The organism is Halomonas sp. HK25 (genome assembly GCF_047795635.1).
GTDB lineage: Bacteria > Pseudomonadota > Gammaproteobacteria > Pseudomonadales > Halomonadaceae > Halomonas.
The window spans coordinates 916,975-933,334 of record NZ_CP181044.1 but is presented as its reverse complement, the minus strand read 5'-3'; the positions used below and the strand labels follow the sequence as shown (position 1 = coordinate 933,334).

Genomic DNA, 16,360 nt, shown 5'->3' with positions numbered 1-16,360 from the left:
CCGGGCCAGTCAATCCCCACCGATCGGGCTTCCCTAGGGAAGCCCGATCGCTTTGAGTAAGGACCTTTCATGATTTGGCACTTGATCGCGGCGGTCTTCGCCGGTCTCGGCGCCGCCGGCCTCGGCATGCTGCTGCGCATGGCCAGCGGCAAGCGGCTGCCGCGATGGATCATCCCGGTATTCGCCGGTATGGGCATGCTCGGCTACCAGATCAACGTCGAGTACTCCTGGTACGAGCACAAGCAGCAACTGCTGCCCGAGTCGGCCCGGGTGGTGCAGGTCGAGCACGACGCCATGTTCTGGCGCCCCTGGACCTATCTCTTCCCCATGGCCACCGCGTTCAGCGTGGTCGATGAGCAGAGCATGGCAGTTCAGGAGCAGGAAGGTGAACGGCGGGTCGAGTTCCTGCTTTACCACTTCGAGAAGCAGGTCCAGGACCGCGTCACGACCCAGACCTGGCTGATGAACTGCACCACCCGCGAGATGCTGCCGCTGGATGCGGACACTCGCCAGCCCCTTCTCGAGCACAGCCGCCGGCTGACCGAGGACGCTCCGCTCTTCCTGGCGGTCTGCCAGACCGCCTGACGCTCCGCCGCCTGCCTTACCGGGTCACATTGCCCTAGAATGGGCGCCAGACTCGAGGGAGAGAGACCATGTTCTCAGGCTGGCTGCTGGTTGCCATATCGCTGCTCTACATCGCCGTCCTGTTCGGCATCGCCTGGCGTGGCGACCGGCATGCCCGCCAGCATGGCGCCAGCCGGCGCCGGCCCATCATCTACAGCCTGGCACTGGCCATCTACTGCACCTCCTGGACCTTCTATGGCGCAGTGGGCCAGGCAGCCACCGGTGGCTGGTCCTTCGCCAGCATCTACGTCGGGCCGATCCTCACCTTCCTGCTGTTCTGGCCGGTGCTGGCCAAGATGATCCGCGTGGCCAAGCACCAGAACGTCACCTCCATCGCCGACTTCATCGCCTCGCGCTACGGCAAGGCCCAGTCCCTGGCCGCCTTCGCCAGCCTGGTGGCCCTGATCGGCACCCTGCCCTACATCGCCCTTCAACTGAAGGCGGTATCCACCTCCTTCAGCGTGCTCACCGCCTCCGGTGACCCTACCGATACCCCGCTGTTCGCCGACACTGCCTTCTACGTCGCGGTGGTGATGGCGGCCTTCGCGATCCTGTTCGGCACTCGCCACACCGACGCCACCGAGCACCACGAGGGGCTAATCCACGCCGTGGCCTTCGAGTCGCTGGTCAAGCTGGTCGCCTTCCTGGTGCTCGGTGCTTACGTCACCTGGGGCATGTTCGGCGGCCTGGGCGAGCTCTTCGCCCAGGCGGAGGTCCAACTGGAGCTGCAGCGCCAACTTTCCCAGCAGGACTTCGGCCAGAGCTTCTGGGCCCAGACCCTGCTGGCGATGCTGGCGATCCTCTGCCTGCCTCGCCAGTTCCACGTGGCGGTAGTCGAGAACACCCACCCCGACGATGCCGCCAAGGCGCGCTGGCTCTTCCCGCTCTACCTGGCGGCCTTCGCCTTCTTCGTACTGCCGCTGGCCGCCGCCGGCCTGACCCTGTTCGCCGACAGCGGCATCGAACCGGACACCTATGTGCTGGCGCTGCCCATGGCGGCGGAAAGCGAGTGGCTGACCCTGCTGACCTTCATCGGCGGCTTCTCTGCGGCCACCGGCATGGTCATCATGGCCGCCGTGGCGGTATCGATCATGATCTCCAACGAGATCGTCATCCCGGCGCTGTTCCGCCTGCGCTGGTTCGACACCAAGGCCCGAGACTACGGCCGCCTGGTGCTGCGCGCCCGGCGCATCACCATTGCCGCGGTGCTGGCCATGGCCTACGGCTTCTATCAGCTGATCGGCGAGTTCACCTCGCTGGCCTCCATCGGCATGCTCTCGTTTGCCGCCGCCGCCCAGTTCGCCCCCGCGCTGATCGGCGGCCTCTACTGGAAGCGCGGCAACCGCCTGGGGGTGATCGTCGGCATGAATGCCGGCTTCGCCATCTGGGCCTACAGCCTGCTGATGCCGGCGATGATCTCCGCCGGGGTGCTGCCGGGCCATTGGATAGACGGCGGCCCGCTGGGGCTGGCCTGGCTGGCGCCCACCTCGCTGTTCGGGCTGAATGTCGGCGACAGCTTCACCCACGGCGTCATGCTGTCGCTGGGGGTGAATCTGTTCTGCTACATCTTCGTCTCCCAGGTCACCTCCCAGCGGGTGGTGGAGCGCATCCAGGCCTCGCTGTTCGTGGACAGCGTGGAGACCCGCCAGACCTCGGTGAATCGACCCTGGACGGGGGCCACCACGGTGGGCGACCTCAAGGTACTGTGCGAACGCTTCCTGGGCGCCAATCAGGTGAGCCGCGCCTTCCACGACTACGCGCGGCGCAGCGGCTCGACGCTGGAGGACGGCACTCGTGCCTCCATCGACGTGATCCAGTTCACCGAGCGCTTCCTCGCCTCGGTGCTGGGGGCCTCCTCGGCGCGCATCGTGGTCAACTCGGCGCTGCAGGGCCGCGGCATCGGCATCTCCGACGTGATCTCCATCGTCGACGAGGCCTCCCAGGTGCTGGAGTTCAACCGCGCCCTGCTCCAGGCCACCATCGAGAACATCAACCAGGGCATCAGCGTGGTGGACCAGAACCTGCGACTGGTGGTGTGGAACCAGCGCTATCTGGAGCTGTTCCGCTTCCCCGACCATCTGATCCGGGTCGGCGCACCGATGGACAAGATCTTCCGCTACAACGCCCATAACGGCGAGTACGGCCCCGGCGACCCCGAGGAGCACGTCCAACTGCTGCTCGACAATATCCGCGAGGGCCAGCCCCACCGCTACGTGCGCTACCGCCAGGATGGCAGCGTGCTGGAGGTGCAGGGCAACCCCATGCCCGGCGGCGGCTTCGTCTACACCTATCAGGACATCACCCAGCAGAAGCGCATCGAGGAAGCGCTGATCCGCTCGGAGAACAACATCCGCATCTATACGGACAATGTGCCCGCGCTGATCGCCTACTTCGACAAGGAATGCCGCTACCTCTTCACCAACCGCGCCTATGAGCAGGCCTTCGGCATCGACCGCAATGCGGTGATCGGCAAGCGAGTTCAGGACGTGGTGTCACCGGAGATGGCCCGCGAGCGTGAGCCCTGGATCAGGCGAGCCCTGGCCGGCGAACGGGTCAGCTTCGAAGTCTCCCTCCGCCTGCCCGAGGGGCGCCGCTATATGCTGGTGACCTACACGCCCCACTTCGGCGACAGCGGGGCGATACTCGGCTTCTTCGCCCTCTATCAAGACATCACCGAGCGGCGCCAGGCGGAGATCGCCCTCAAGGAGACCAACGAGACCCTGGAGGAGCGAGTGCGCGAGCGCACCCAAGCGCTCTCCGAGGCCAACGCCGCCCTGCGCCAGGAAAACCGGGTGCGCGCCGAGGCCGAGCTGGCGCTGCGCCAGGCCAAGCAGCTCGCCGAGGATGCCAACGCCTCCAAGACCCGCTTCCTGGCCGCCGCCAGCCACGACCTGCTGCAGCCGCTCAACGCCGCCCGGCTGTTCACCTCGGCGCTCTCCCAGGAGATGGAGCCCGACACCATGAAGCGCACCATCGGCCATATCGACAACTCGCTGCAGGCCGCCGAGGAACTGCTCGGCACCCTGCTCGACATCTCCAAGCTCGACGCCGGCGCCCTGACCCCGCGGCGCAGCCACTTTGCGCTGGCCGACATCATCCGCCCGCTGCGCGCCGAGTTCGAGGTGATGGCCGAGGATCGCGGCCTCGACCTGCTGGTGGTGCCGACCCGGGCCTGGGTCGACAGCGATGCCCAGATGCTGCGCCGGATCATCCAGAACTTCCTCTCCAACGCCATCCGCTACACCCAGGAGGGCCGGGTACTACTCGGCTGCCGCCGCCACGGCGACCGCCTTTCCATCCAGGTGTGGGATTCGGGGCCCGGCATTCCCGAGTCCAAGCAGGCAGAGATCTTCCAGGAGTTCCGCCGCCTCGACCAGGCCTCGCGCCACAAGGAGAGCGAGAAGGGACTGGGGCTGGGGCTGTCGATCGCCGACCGCATGAGCCGGGTACTCGACCACCCGATCACGGTGCGCTCCAAGGAGGGCTCAGGCACCATGTTCGCGGTCAGCGTGCCGGTGGTCGAGGCGCGCAGCGAGGCACAACAGGCCGAGGAGGCCGCCTCGCCCAAGCGCGCCGGCAACAAGCTCGTCGGCATCCGCGTGCTGTGCATCGACAACGAGAGCCTGATCCTGGAGGGGATGAAGGCGATGCTCTCGGGCTGGGGCTGCGAGGTGTTCACCGCCACCACCATCGGCGGCGCCAAGTCCGTACTGCGCCACCTCGATGGCGACCCCGACGCGATCCTGGCCGACTACCACCTGGACAACGAGGTCACCGGCCTGATGGCGCTCGAGGCCCTCGGTGAACGGCTCGAGGGCGCGGTGCCCGGCATCGTTATCACCGCGGACCGTACCGAGGAGGTGGCCGAGGAGGTCCGGCGAGCCGGCTACCAGTTGCTGCTCAAGCCGGTGCGCCCCGCCGCCCTGCGCGCCCTGCTCACCCGCACCCTGCAGGCCAGCCGCGCGGCGCAGTAGCGCTGACGCACAAGCTGGAAGAACACCGCCCCCATGACAAGGCCATGGGGGCGGTGTTCTTCCAGCTTCAAGCTTGAGGCTTACAGCTCCTGAGCCGGCTCCGCCGGCTCAGGATTCCACCTTCGGCGGCTCGACCTCGAGCTTCTGGGCGGCGATCACCGCCTGGGTGCGCGAGTGCACGCCCAGCTTGCGCAGGATGGCGGTGACGTGGGCCTTGATGGTCGCCTCTGAAACGCTGAGCTCATAGGCGATCTGCTTGTTGAGCAGGCCCTCGGTGAGCATGTTGAGCACGCGAAACTGCTGCGGGGTCAGCGAGGCGATCGCCTCGGCAAACTTGGTCTCCTCCTCGTTGGCCTCGCCCATGACCGCGGCCAGCTCCGCCGGCAGCCACACTTCACCGTCGAGGATCTCCCCCACCGCCTCGGCAATCAGCTGCAGCGAGGAGGACTTGGGAATGAAGCCGGAGGCACCGTAGTCGATGGCGCGACGTACCACATAGGGTTCGTCGCTGCCCGAGACCACCGCCACCGGGATATCCGGCGTCTGGCCGCGCAGCTGAATCAGGCCTGAGAAGCCGTGGGCCCCCGGCATGTGCAGATCGAGCAGGATCAGGTCGGCGTCCGGGTGGCGATTCACCACCTCGGCGGTGGCCTGCATGGTGTCGGACTCCACGATCTCGGCCTGGGGCGCCAGCTGGCGCAGCGCCTGGGTGAGGGCTGCGCGGAACAGCGGATGGTCATCGGCGACGATGAATTTCTGGGCAAAGGCCATGGATTCTCCTCCGGTTCCTCTGGCAGCGGGCGTGGACCGCCACTCGGGGTCTTATATGACTGTGGGGCATGTTACCCCATGGCAGAGGCGATTCCCAAGCGCTCCGACAACATTGTCGACAATATTGTCCGTCAAGCGCAAAAAAGCCGGCCACGAAGGCCGGCTCTGCAAGAGAGTAGCGCAGCGCGTATCAGCGCACGGCGCGATTCTCGATCAGCTCATCGACCACACTCGGATCGGCCAGTGTGCTGGTATCGCCCAGGCCGTCGCACTCATTGGCGGCGATCTTGCGAAGGATGCGTCGCATGATCTTGCCGGAGCGTGTCTTCGGAAGGCCCGGGGCCCACTGAATGACGTCCGGCGAGGCGATCGGACCGATATCCTTGCGCACCCACTGGGTCAGCTCCTTCTTGAGCTCGTCGGTGGGCTCCACATCGCCGTTCAGGGTCACATAGATGTAGATACCCTGGCCCTTGATGTCGTGGGGGAAGCCCACCACGGCGGCCTCGGCCACGGCATCGTGGGCCACCAGGGAGGATTCGATCTCGGCGGTCCCCATGCGGTGGCCAGAGACGTTGAGCACGTCGTCGACGCGACCGGTGATCCAGTAGTAGCCATCTTCATCGCGACGGCAGCCGTCACCGGTAAAGTAGACGCCCTTGTAGGTGGAGAAATAGGTCTGGGTAAAGCGCTCATGGTCACCCCAGATGGAGCGTGCCTGACCCGGCCAGGAGTCGGTGAGCACCAGGTTGCCCTCCACGGCGCCCTCGAGGGTGTTGCCCTCGCTGTCGAAAAGCGCCGGCTGAACGCCGAAGAATGGCAGGGTGGCAGAACCGGGCTTGAGATCCGTGGCACCGGGCAGCGGCGTGATCATGATGCCGCCGGTCTCGGTCTGCCACCAGGTGTCGACGATCGGGCACTTGGAATTACCGATCACCCGGTAGAACCAGTCCCAGGCCTCGGGGTTGATGGGCTCACCCACCGACCCGAGGATGCGCAGGGTGTCGCGCTGGCTGGAGTCCATCACGCTGTCGCCATGAGCCATCAGAGCGCGGATGGCGGTGGGTGCGGTGTAGAGAATGTTGACCTTGTGCTTGTCGACGATATCGCCCATGCGGCCATGGGTCGGATAGCTGGGCACGCCCTCGAACATCAGGGTGGTACCACCGTTGGCCAGCGGACCGTAGACAATGTAGCTGTGGCCGGTGACCCAGCCCACGTCCGCGGTGCACCAGTAGATATCACCATCCTGATAGTCGAACACATACTGGTGGGTCAGGCTGGCGTAGACCAGGTAGCCACCGGTCGTGTGCTTGAGGCCCTTGGGCGCACCGGTGGAGCCGGAGGTGTAGAGGATGAACAGGGGATCCTCGGCGTTCATCTCCTCGGCCGGGCAGTCGGCGGACTGCTTCTCGACCAGCTCGCCGTACCAGACGTCGCGGCCATCCTTCCATTCGATCTCGCCGCCGGTGCGCTTGACCACCAGCACCTTCTCGCAGACTTCGGTACCTGGACGGGTCAGGGCCGCGTCGACGTTGTCCTTGAGCGGCACCTGCTTGCCGCCACGAACGGACTCATCGGCGGTGATCACCAGCTTGGAGTTGGCGCCGATCACCCGCTGGGCCACGGCATCGGGGGAGAAGCCACCGAAGACCACGGAGTGCACCGCACCGATGCGAGCACAAGCCAGCATGGCCACGGCGGCCTCGGGGATCATCGGCATGTAGAGGGTGACCACGTCGCCCTTGCCGATGCCCAGCTCTTTCAGGGCATTGGCCAGCTTGCAGGTACGCGCGTGGAGATCACGGTAGCTGATGTGCTCGGACTCATCGGGGTTGTCGCCTTCCCAGATGATGGCGGTCTGATCGCCCCGCGCTTCCAGGTGGCGATCGAGACAGTTGGCGCTGACATTTAGGCTGCCGTCCTCGAACCAGCGGATGTCCACGTTGTGCGGATCGAAGTTGGTGTGCTTGATCTTGGTGGGCGCCTTGACCCAGTCGATGCGCTTGGCCTGCTCGGCCCAGAAGGCATCCGGGTCGTCCACGGACTGCTGGTACATCGCCTGATACTTCGCCTTGTCGGCCCAGGCCTTGGCGGCGATGTCATCGCGCACCGGATAGACGTTCTGTTGATCGCTCATGGAAGTGCCTCTGTTCTTGGGATGGCCCCGTCAGATGAGTGTAGCCTGCCAACCTTGCCTTGGGATTGTGTGGAGGATGGCCGACGCTATTTAAGATGGGCTCAGCATACTCCCGCCCGCCCCTACTTCCTCTTAGACATTGGTATGAACGAATTCCCTTTAAATAACAATTGGTTAAGTAGTATTTTTAAACACCTCCCAACCAAGATAGACCAAGGTCTGAGCGCAGTGACGGCAGCGATAACGCTGCCCCTGCCGCACCAGCGCATGGCGCCGGGCGCTGAAGGCGTGCTCGCGGCAGTCGCAGGCGTAGCGGTGGGGGGACGGACTGGCGCGGCCGGTATCGAAGCGGTGGGTAGTGCGAGGCGCCAGGCCGAACAGTCCCCGCATCACGGTCTGCCACTCGCGGCCGTGGGGACGGGCCCGGTGGCCATCCTCCAGATGGTGGACCAGCCAGTGAGCCATCTCGTGGGGCACCACCTCCACCAGGAACTCGCGACGATTCTCGGCGTAGAGCACCGGGTTGAAGCGTAGCCCACCGCGACCGAAGTGGGCCTGCCCGGCGCCCTTCCCGCGCAGGTCGCACCAGACCCGGGGCCGCGGAAGCCCCGGATGCACCTCATGGCAGAGTCGCCAGGCGGCCTCCACCCGCTCATGCAGGACGGCAAGCAACGCCTCGCCCTCGAGGGTGGCGAGGCGATCGAGGTCGGGGGTGGGCAGCGCGGGTCGGTTCATGGGGTGCTAGAATGGCCTCTCGTCCGCCAGGCGTAAAGCGCCGTTCCTGCCCTCCTGTCCGCGAGAGTGACGATGTCCGATACCCCCCAGCCCGAACCCCTGCTCGACGATGATCAGCTCGACCGCCTGGATGACTTCCTGGCCTCCTACCGGGTCGGCGAGGACGCCCTGGACCTGATCGGCAGCCACGGTTTCCTGGTGGCCCTGGCGGTGGCGCCCAGCGAGGCCGATCCGGCCGCCTGGGTGGCGGAGCTGTTTCAGGGCGAGCCGGATTTCCATGACGCCCGCGAGCGTGAGGAGATCCTCGGGCTGCTCGAGCAGCTGCGCCGCAACGCCATCGCCGCCCTGGAGCAGGGGCAGCTGCCGGAGCTTCCCTTCGAGCTCACCCTGGACGACCTGCCCGCCGAGGAGACGCCCATCGGCGACTGGTGTGCCGGCTTCATGGAGGGGGTGTTCCTGGACGAGGCTTCCTGGTTCGAGGAGGATGAGGAGGCCGCCGCCGCCCTGCTGCTGCCCTTCATGGCGCTCTCCGGACTGTTCGACGACGAGCCCGACATGGCCGAGTTCGTCGGCGATGGCACGCGCCTGGAGGCGCTGGTACGCCAGTTGCCCGAGCTGGTGCTCGACCTCTACCTGCATTACCGGGTGCCGCCGGAGACCCCCAAGCCGATGCCGCGCAGGAAAAAGCCTGCCGGGCGAGTTGGACATAGACGCAATCCGTAAGCCCCGAGCATATAACTTGTCACCTTGGGTGATACGCCGACGACGAAGCCTTACCTGGCACGGCGATGGCAACAAGACCATAGAGGCGTAAAACAAGCTCAAAAAAAAGCGCGGCCGAAGCCGCGCTACCTACAAGAAACATTTAGTTACCTTGCATAGCCTCACGGAGGGTCTGGCCCCCGTCTACATCCTCATACTGGTCGCTGCCATAATCCCCGGAAACACCGTCATCGCCTGAGCGGACTACGAGTTCCTCATCCCCACGAATATCTACATTATTCAATTTGTAGCCAAACTCGTCCTTGCCGAAACCGAGGAAGCCTCCTTTGGTAACCACGACATAGATATCGTTATTCTGAGTGTCGCGAACCACGCGATCGACGTCACCGATCTCTTCACCGTCTTCTCGGCTATAGATGGTATAACCTTCGATATCGCCGACTTTCATGCTCATCAGGTCACTGCCCTCAGAGTCCCGATCGCGGGAAGTCTGATCACGATCCTGTTGGGCTTGATCCTGCTGATCCGTGTCACGCATCTGGGCGTCGACATCTTGGGCGCGCTCGACCTCGACGCTGGCTTCACCCGTCTCTTCGACCGTGACGTTGGGGTCGGCCTGTTCGACAGTGACGTCGGGATCCGGCTGCTCAATGGTAACTTGCGGCGCCTGTTGCTCGACGGTTACGCTCGGCGGCTGTTGCTCAACTTGAATTTCGGCCGGCTCCTGCTCAACAGAAACGTCGGCTGACTCACCCTCGACGCGCACCTCGGGTCCCTGACCCTGCGAGCCTTCCTGTGTCATCTGTTTCTGCTCATCGAGCTCTGCATCCTGATTCTGGGCCAGGAGTCCCTGGGAAAGCCCGAGACTCAGGGCGCCAACTGCGATGGCAATTGCTGTCTTTTTCATGCTCTTCTCCTACTTGATTTTTTACCTTGAACCATGATTGCCAAGGAAAAATTTTCCTGTTCGTTGGCCGAAATAGCGAGACAATCAAGGCAATATTCCACGTAAAATTATCTTTACTGTTTACCAACAATCACTACGGCCACTACGGCCACTACGGCGGAGGCACCACATTCCCTGTGGCGCACGATGCAATATGCTTACTCAGGCACTTCCCTTGATACTCCTGCTTGAGCATAGGAGGTAAGGGCAAGTTTTTCTGTGCGCCAGCAAACATAACCTAATGTTCCATAAGAGATGAAAAATACGGGTATACATAGGCTGCCATCGTGAATCATGATCAACCACGAAAGCCGGAAGGAACGGGCTCCCTCACGGCATGCACACCGATTGGAAAGCAGCGCATCTCGACGACGGATTATCGATCCAATAGCAACCGGTCCTCGCTCATGTCAACGTCAATAGCCGACCGGTGGCTTACCCGGCAGGCCGGCTCTGTCGCTGAAAATATAGTCGCACCAAGTGCTATCGAAGACGTGTGAGCATTCCATCCAGGCTGCCGTACAGCCACTCCTTGAGCCGCTGCCAGCGCGGACGCCGTGACCAGGCCTGAAGGTCGATCTCGTGGCTGGCGGCAAAGTTGCGCTCGAACAGCTCTGCCACCTCGGTCGCCAGGCGTCGATCGGCCACCTCCTGATTCGCCTCCAGGTTCCAGTGCAGGCTCCAGTGGTCGAAATTGCAGGAGCCCAGGCTCACCCAGTCATCGACCAGCGAGAACTTGGCGTGGATGAAGGTGGGCTGGAACTCGTGAATGCGCACCCCGGCCTTGAGCAGCCGGCCATAGAAGCGCTGGCCGGCGTAGCGCACCCCGGGGTGATCATGGGCTTCGCCCGGCAGCAGCAGCTGTACGTCCACGCCGCGGCGGGCGGCCCGGGCCAGGCGCAAACGCAGGCTGAAGGTGGGCACGAAGTAGGGGGTGCAGATCCAGATGCGCTGGCGGGCGCCGGAGACCCGGCGATGCAGGGAATGGCGGATCGCCTGGTAGCGATAGCCCTGCCCCCACACCACCCGTCCGGCCATGCCGCGGTAGCCCTCGGCCTGGCGGGTCTCGGTGGAGAGCCCGTGCACCAGCCCCGCTGACCCGCTGCCGCGGGTCAGCGGCGAGTCCCACAGTCGGCAGAACAGCCGCACCCAGTCGGCCACCACCGGCCCTTCCATGCGCAGGGCCACCTCGTACCAGGCGTCTAGGAACTCGTCCACGGCGCCGAAGCCACCGGTGAAGGCGACCCGACCGTCCACTACCACCAGTTTGCGATGGTCCCGGGTCAGGTTGCGGGCCAGGGAGTGAAAGCCCAGCGGATTGAAGAAGCGCAGCGCCACGCCGCCGGCCTCCAGGCGCTCGCGATCCTCGCTCGAGAGCCCCATGGCGCCGTAGCCGTCGAGCAGCAGCATCACCGTGACGCGGCGCTTCGCGGCTTTCTCCAAGGCACCGATCAGTGCCGACGCCAGGCGCCCCGACTCCATCAGATAGAGCTCGATCAGGATCGACGACTCGGCACCCTCCAGCGCCTCGAACATGGCCGGCAGGAAGCGGCTCGCCTCGGGCAGCAGCTCGAAGTGGTTGCCGTCTCTCCAGATCCCGTGCATGGCAGACTCCCTGTCCTGGGAAGCAGGCCTGACCCGAGGCCTTCCCGGAGACTATACTGGCCTTTTCCTTCCCTTTCCTGCGTCGGGGCAAACGGATGGCCTTGCGGCACCTTCTCACCACTCCCCTGCACGCGCTGATGACCCGGCTGATCGCCGCCTGGGTCCAGCCGCGCCTGATCGAGCCCGCCCCCGAGGCGCTGGCGCTCGAGCCGAGCCTGCCGGTGCTCTATGTACTACCGCGCCCGGCCGTCAGCGACACCTTCCTGCTGGCCTCACTGACCCGCCAGCACGGCCTGCCCCTTGCGGGTGGGCGGCGGCGAATCGGCGAGGTGGAACTGGCGGCCTGCCTCGCCCTGCCGGCACCGCGACGCCGTCTGTGGCGGCGCCGCCCCCGCCCCGAGGCCCCCTTCCTGCCGCTGATCGAGCAGCGCCTGGCCGAGGCCGGCCGTGAGGTCCAGCTCGTGCCGGTGAGCGTCTTCTGGGGGCGCGCCCCGGGCAAGCGCTTCGGCTTCTGGCGGATGGTGGCCGCGGATAGCTGGCGGCTCACCGGGCGGCTGCGCCGCCTGCTCTCGATCCTGGTCAATCGCCGCAGCGTGGAGATCCACTTCGGCGCCCCGCTGCGCCTTGGCGACCTGATCGACCCCGCCCAACCGGGTGCCGCCCTGACCAACCGCAAGGCGGCGCGGCTGCTGCGGGTGCATTTCCGCCGGGTGCGTACCCGGGTGCTGGGCCCCGACCTCTCCCACCGGCGCACCCTGATCGAGGGGGTGGCCAGGAGTCCCGAGGTCCGCGAGGTGGTCGAGGCGCTGGCCGCCGAGGGACGCCCCTCGGCGGAGCGACTGCAGCGTCGCGCCCTGCGCTATGGCCGCGAGATCTCCTCCAACATGACCTATCCGGTGCTGCGCTTCATGGACGGCCTGCTGCGTCGGCTGTGGAACCGGCTCTACGACGGGGTCGATGTACGCGGCCTGGAACGGGTCAAGGCGCTGGCCGGCGACCATACCCTGGTCTACGTGCCCTGCCACCGCAGCCACATCGACTACCTGCTGCTCTCCTATGTGCTCTACCAGGATGGCCTGATGCCGCCCCACATCGCCGCCGGCCGCAACCTCGACATGCCACTGGTCGGCCCGCTGCTGCGCCGCTGCGGGGCCTTCTTCCTGCGCCGCAGCTTCCGCGACAACCGTCTCTATGGCGCGGTATTCAACGAGTACCTGCACCGACTGATCTCGCGGGGCCACCCGCTGGAGTACTTCATTGAAGGCGGCCGCTCGCGCAGCGGACGCATGCTGCCGGCGCGTGCCGGCATGCTGGCCATGACCCTGCGCTCCTTCCTGCGCAGCGCCGCCACAGGCCACTACCAGCCGCTGGCCTTCGTTCCGGTCCATATCAACTACGAGCGGATCATCGAGAACGCCAGCTACCAGCGCGAGCTGCGCGGCGGCAGGAAGCGCAAGGAGAGCCCCCTGGCCCTGTTGCGGGTGCTGGGCCAGCTGCGCCAGCCCTTCGGCCGGGTCTCGGTCAGCGTAGGCGAGCCGCTGCTGCTGGCCGACTTCCTGGATGGCGAGCTGGGCAGCGGCTGGCGAAAGGCCCGGGAGACCCGTCCGGCCTGGCTCGGCGAGGTGGTGCCGCGTCTCGGCGAGACCCTCTGCCGGCGCATCAACGCCGCTGCGGCCCTCAACCCCATCAACCTGGTGGCCCTGGCGCTGCTGGCCACGCCCCACCACGCCATCGAGGCGCGCCTGCTGGAACGCCAGCTCGACCTGCTCGCCGAGCTGCAACGACGACTGCCAGGCGCCGCCCATGCCAGCCTGCCACCGGGCACGCCGGCGGAGTGGATCGACCAGGCCCTGGCGCTGGGCATGGTGCAGCGGCGCGAACACCCGCTGGGCGACATCGTGCTGGCCGACGCCACCCAGACCCCCCTGCTCGGCTGGTACCGCAACAACGTCCTGCACCTCTTCGCCCTGGCCGGGCTCACCGCCTTCGCCTTCCGCCACCAGCCGGCCCACGCTCTGGACGAGTTGGAAGGGCTGCTCGCCCCCGGCTGGCCGATCCTAGCCCGGGAGCTGATGGTGGCACCCCCCACCTCCCTGCGCGAGGCACTCTTCGCCATGCTGGGGGGACTCACCGAACTGGGGCTGCTGGCGCGCAGCGCGTCGGGATGGCAGCGCCGAGTGGAGCCGCTGGAAGCCGGCGAGTGCCTCGACCTGCTGGGCCAGCTGATGCAGCCATCGCTGGAGCGCGGCTACCTGCTGCTTGCCGTGCTGCTCGACGCCGGCCCAGGCCGCCTCACCCCCGAGGCGCTGGCCGACCAGGGGCGCCAGCTGGCCGAGCGTCTGGCGCTGCTCTCGGGGCGTGACGCCCCGGAGTTCTTCGATACGCGGCTGTTCGTCAGCCTGGTGGAGAGCCTGGAGCAGGAGGGCTGGCTGTGGCGCGAGGAGGAGTGCCTGGTCTACGACGACCGGCTCTGCGAGGCCGCCAGTCACTCGCGCCGACTGTTCGACCCCGCCCTGCGCCACCGGTTGCAACTGGTGACCCGCCAGGCTTGATCAGCCCGCCTTGAGCGCCCGGTGCACGTAGAGGTCATAGCGGCTGGTCTTGCCCTCGATCACGTGTCGGGGGACCGGCCCCTCGATGGGCGGCGCCTTGCGCGGGCGCTTGACCACCACACGGTGGGTGGCCACATCCAGGGCCGCCTCCAGCAGCCGTGGGGCGTCCTCGTCGTCGCCGGCCAGGGTGCGGAACAGCCGCATCTCCTTCTTGACCAGCGCCGACTTGTCGCGGTGGGGAAACATCGGGTCCAGGTGAATCACCTGGGGGGGGAAGTCAGCCGCCACCACCAGGGCCTCGAGCTCCGTGGCGGCATCGCCGTGCACCAGGCGCATGCGGGCGGCGATATCGGCGGTCTCGACGTTCCTCAGGGCGCGGACCAGGCCATCCTCGAGCAGGGCGAAGACCGCCGCCACTCGCTCCACCAGCAGCACCGGCGCACCCAGGCCCGCCAGCACGAAGGCGTCGCGCCCCAGGCCTGCCGTGGCGTCCACCACCGAGGGCGTCACTCCCTGAGCGAGCCCGCAGGCCCGCGCGATGAGCTGGCCGCGCCCGCCCCCGAAGCGGCGCCGATGGTCTGCCTTCCCGGAGGTGAACTCCACCGCCAGCGGGTGCCCGTAGCGCTTCTCGTCACCGGCCAGCACCAGGCGGCCATCGCGACACTCAAGCAGGAGTTCCGCCTCGCCCCCCAGGGGCAGCCCCAGGCGCTCGGCCAGGGTGGTCAGCGTCTCGCCGCGAACGGCCACCGGCGGCAGCACACTCACCGGGCCTTCTTCCAGGCCACCTCGTTGCGCAGATAGACCGGCTGCACCCGATGAGCCGGCTGGCCGCCGCCCGCTTCCAGTTCGGCCATGGCCAGCAGCGCCATATCGGCGGCATCGGCCTCTGCCTCCGGCAGGCGCTGGCTGAGCCCCGCCTGTACCTCGGCGGGCATCTGCTCCCACAGCCCCCAGCCGGAGCCGATGCCGACCCAGTCGTGGTCGTCGTGGCCGGCCGGCAGACGCAGACGCTCCGGGGACATCACCGCCTCCTCGAGGAGTGGCTCCGGCAAGCCGTCGCGGCACTGCCAGGCCGCCACGTAGATCTCGCCCATGCGCGCGTCCAGGGCGGTGACCATCCAGCGGAAGTGGTGGCGGCGGTGGGCGCCCAGGGCCAGGGCCGCCAGGGTGGAGACCCCGATGAGCGGGCGGTCGAGGCCGTAGGCCAACCCCTGGGCGGCGCCGGCGGCGATGCGCAGGCCGGTGAAGGAGCCCGGCCCGCGGCCGTAGGCCACGGCGTCAAGCTCCGCCGGACGCACACCGGCCTCGGCCAGCACCTCGTCGACCATGGGCAGCAGCCGGCGTGTGTGGGCCCGCGGCGCCATCTCGAAGCGTGAGAGCAGTTCATCGTCGGCGCCCGCGCGGCGGCACAGCAGGGCGGCGGAGCAGGCGCTCGAGGAGGCATCCAGGGCCAGCAGGATCGACATGGCGACACCATCGCAGGGTAGAAAGGGGGCTCATTATACGTGGCGGGAGCGCAAACGACGATGGCCCGCCAGGGCGGGCCATCGGAGTGATCGGAGCGAGGGGCTCAGCCCTCCAGCGCCTTGAGCACCTGCGCCTTGATATCGTCGACGCTGCCGACGCCCTCCACGCGGTGGTAGGTCGGCGCGGCTTCCGGATCCTGCTCGGCCCAGGCCTGATAGTAATCAACCAGCGGCGCGGTCTGCTCGTGGTAGACCGCCAGGCGGTTGCGCACGGTGGACTCGCGGTCGTCATCGCGCTGGATCAGTGCCTCGCCGGTGACGTCATCCTTGCCGGCTTCCTTGGGCGGATTGTACTCGACGTGATAGACACGGCCTGAGCCCGGGTGCACGCGGCGGCCGGCCAGGCGCTTGACGATCTCCTCGTCCTCCACGGCGATCTCCAGCACATGGTCCAGCTTGACGCCCGCTTCCTTCATGGCATCGGCCTGGGGAAGGGTGCGCGGGAAGCCGTCGAACAGAAAGCCGCTCTCGCAGTCGGGCTGGCTGATGCGCTCCTTCACCAGGCCGATGATGATGTCATCGGACACCAGGCCACCGCTGGTCATGATCTCCTTGGCCTTGACCCCCAGTTCGCTACCCTCCTTGACGGCGGCACGCAACATGTCGCCGGTGGAGATCTGCGGGATGTTGAAGCGCTCGCAGATGAACTGGGCCTGGGTGCCCTTGCCGGCACCCGGGGCGCCCAACAGGATCAATCGCATGTTCTTGTCCTCAAGTACAAGTGGCTGTCAGTAGTGAAGAAACGGTTGGAGTGGAACGATAAC

At 66.5% G+C, this 16,360-nt stretch carries 12 protein-coding genes; 4 read left to right on the top strand and 8 right to left on the bottom strand.

Going from position 1 to position 16,360, the window contains the following annotated elements; translation table 11 throughout:
- The first annotated feature begins 69 nt into the window (after positions 1-69).
- Together ACM26W_RS04565 and ACM26W_RS04560 are read left to right on the top strand one after the other, a co-directional pair.
- Positions 70-585, top strand: a complete 516-nt coding sequence (locus ACM26W_RS04565; protein ID WP_416139675.1) for a hypothetical protein — start codon at positions 70-72, stop codon at positions 583-585.
- Between the two features lie 68 nt (positions 586-653).
- Complete coding sequence (locus ACM26W_RS04560) at positions 654-4,598, top strand: NahK/ErcS family hybrid sensor histidine kinase/response regulator (protein WP_416139674.1); 3,945 nt, start codon at positions 654-656, stop codon at positions 4,596-4,598.
- 108 nt (positions 4,599-4,706) lie between these two features.
- Here ACM26W_RS04560 and ACM26W_RS04555 read toward each other — a convergent pair whose 3' ends face one another.
- The 3 genes from ACM26W_RS04555 to ACM26W_RS04545 all read right to left on the bottom strand — a co-directional run bounded on the left by ACM26W_RS04555 (position 4,707) and on the right by ACM26W_RS04545 (position 8,244).
- Positions 4,707-5,369 (bottom strand): LuxR C-terminal-related transcriptional regulator, encoded by a 663-nt coding sequence (locus ACM26W_RS04555; RefSeq protein WP_416139673.1) that lies wholly within the window; start codon positions 5,367-5,369, stop codon positions 4,707-4,709.
- 190 nt (positions 5,370-5,559) lie between these two features.
- Positions 5,560-7,509 (bottom strand): acetate--CoA ligase, encoded by a 1,950-nt coding sequence (gene acs, locus ACM26W_RS04550; protein WP_416139672.1) that lies wholly within the window; start codon positions 7,507-7,509, stop codon positions 5,560-5,562.
- 174 nt (positions 7,510-7,683) lie between these two features.
- The gene (locus tag ACM26W_RS04545) at positions 7,684-8,244 is read right to left on the bottom strand and encodes a SprT-like domain-containing protein (protein WP_416139671.1); all 561 of its coding nucleotides are present in this window, start codon (positions 8,242-8,244) and stop codon (positions 7,684-7,686) included.
- 72 nt (positions 8,245-8,316) lie between these two features.
- Between ACM26W_RS04545 and ACM26W_RS04540 the strand changes: the two genes are divergently transcribed.
- Positions 8,317-8,967 carry a YecA family protein gene (locus ACM26W_RS04540; protein WP_416139670.1) on the top strand — a complete coding sequence of 217 codons (651 nt, stop codon included), beginning with the start codon at positions 8,317-8,319 and terminating at the stop codon, positions 8,965-8,967.
- Between the two features lie 142 nt (positions 8,968-9,109).
- Here the strand turns inward: ACM26W_RS04540 and ACM26W_RS04535 are convergent, their stop codons facing one another.
- Both ACM26W_RS04535 and ACM26W_RS04530 read right to left on the bottom strand, forming a co-directional pair.
- Positions 9,110-9,874: a PRC-barrel domain-containing protein gene (locus ACM26W_RS04535; RefSeq protein WP_416139669.1), complete on the bottom strand. Its 765-nt coding sequence runs from the start codon at positions 9,872-9,874 to the stop codon at positions 9,110-9,112.
- A 522-nt stretch (positions 9,875-10,396) separates the two neighbouring features.
- Entirely contained in the window at positions 10,397-11,518 is a 1,122-nt protein-coding gene (locus tag ACM26W_RS04530) for a phospholipase D-like domain-containing protein (protein WP_416139668.1), read from the bottom strand.
- A gap of 95 nt (positions 11,519-11,613) precedes the next feature.
- On the opposite strand from ACM26W_RS04530, the gene plsB reads away from it, so the two are divergent.
- Positions 11,614-14,070 (top strand): glycerol-3-phosphate 1-O-acyltransferase PlsB, encoded by a 2,457-nt coding sequence (plsB, locus tag ACM26W_RS04525; RefSeq protein ID WP_416139667.1) that lies wholly within the window; start codon positions 11,614-11,616, stop codon positions 14,068-14,070.
- Here the strand turns inward: plsB and ACM26W_RS04520 are convergent, their stop codons facing one another.
- The 3 genes from ACM26W_RS04520 to adk all read right to left on the bottom strand — a co-directional run bounded on the left by ACM26W_RS04520 (position 14,071) and on the right by adk (position 16,297).
- Entirely contained in the window at positions 14,071-14,829 is a 759-nt protein-coding gene (locus ACM26W_RS04520) for a class I SAM-dependent methyltransferase (protein WP_416140814.1), read from the bottom strand. It lies immediately after the preceding gene.
- Positions 14,830-14,831: 2 nt separating this feature from the next.
- On the bottom strand, positions 14,832-15,536 hold the full coding sequence (gene tsaB, locus ACM26W_RS04515) for a tRNA (adenosine(37)-N6)-threonylcarbamoyltransferase complex dimerization subunit type 1 TsaB (RefSeq protein WP_416139666.1): 705 nt from the start codon (positions 15,534-15,536) through the stop codon (positions 14,832-14,834).
- A 104-nt stretch (positions 15,537-15,640) separates the two neighbouring features.
- On the bottom strand, positions 15,641-16,297 hold the full coding sequence (gene adk, locus ACM26W_RS04510; RefSeq protein ID WP_416139665.1) for an adenylate kinase: 657 nt from the start codon (positions 16,295-16,297) through the stop codon (positions 15,641-15,643).
- Between the last annotated feature and the right edge of the window lie 63 nt (positions 16,298-16,360).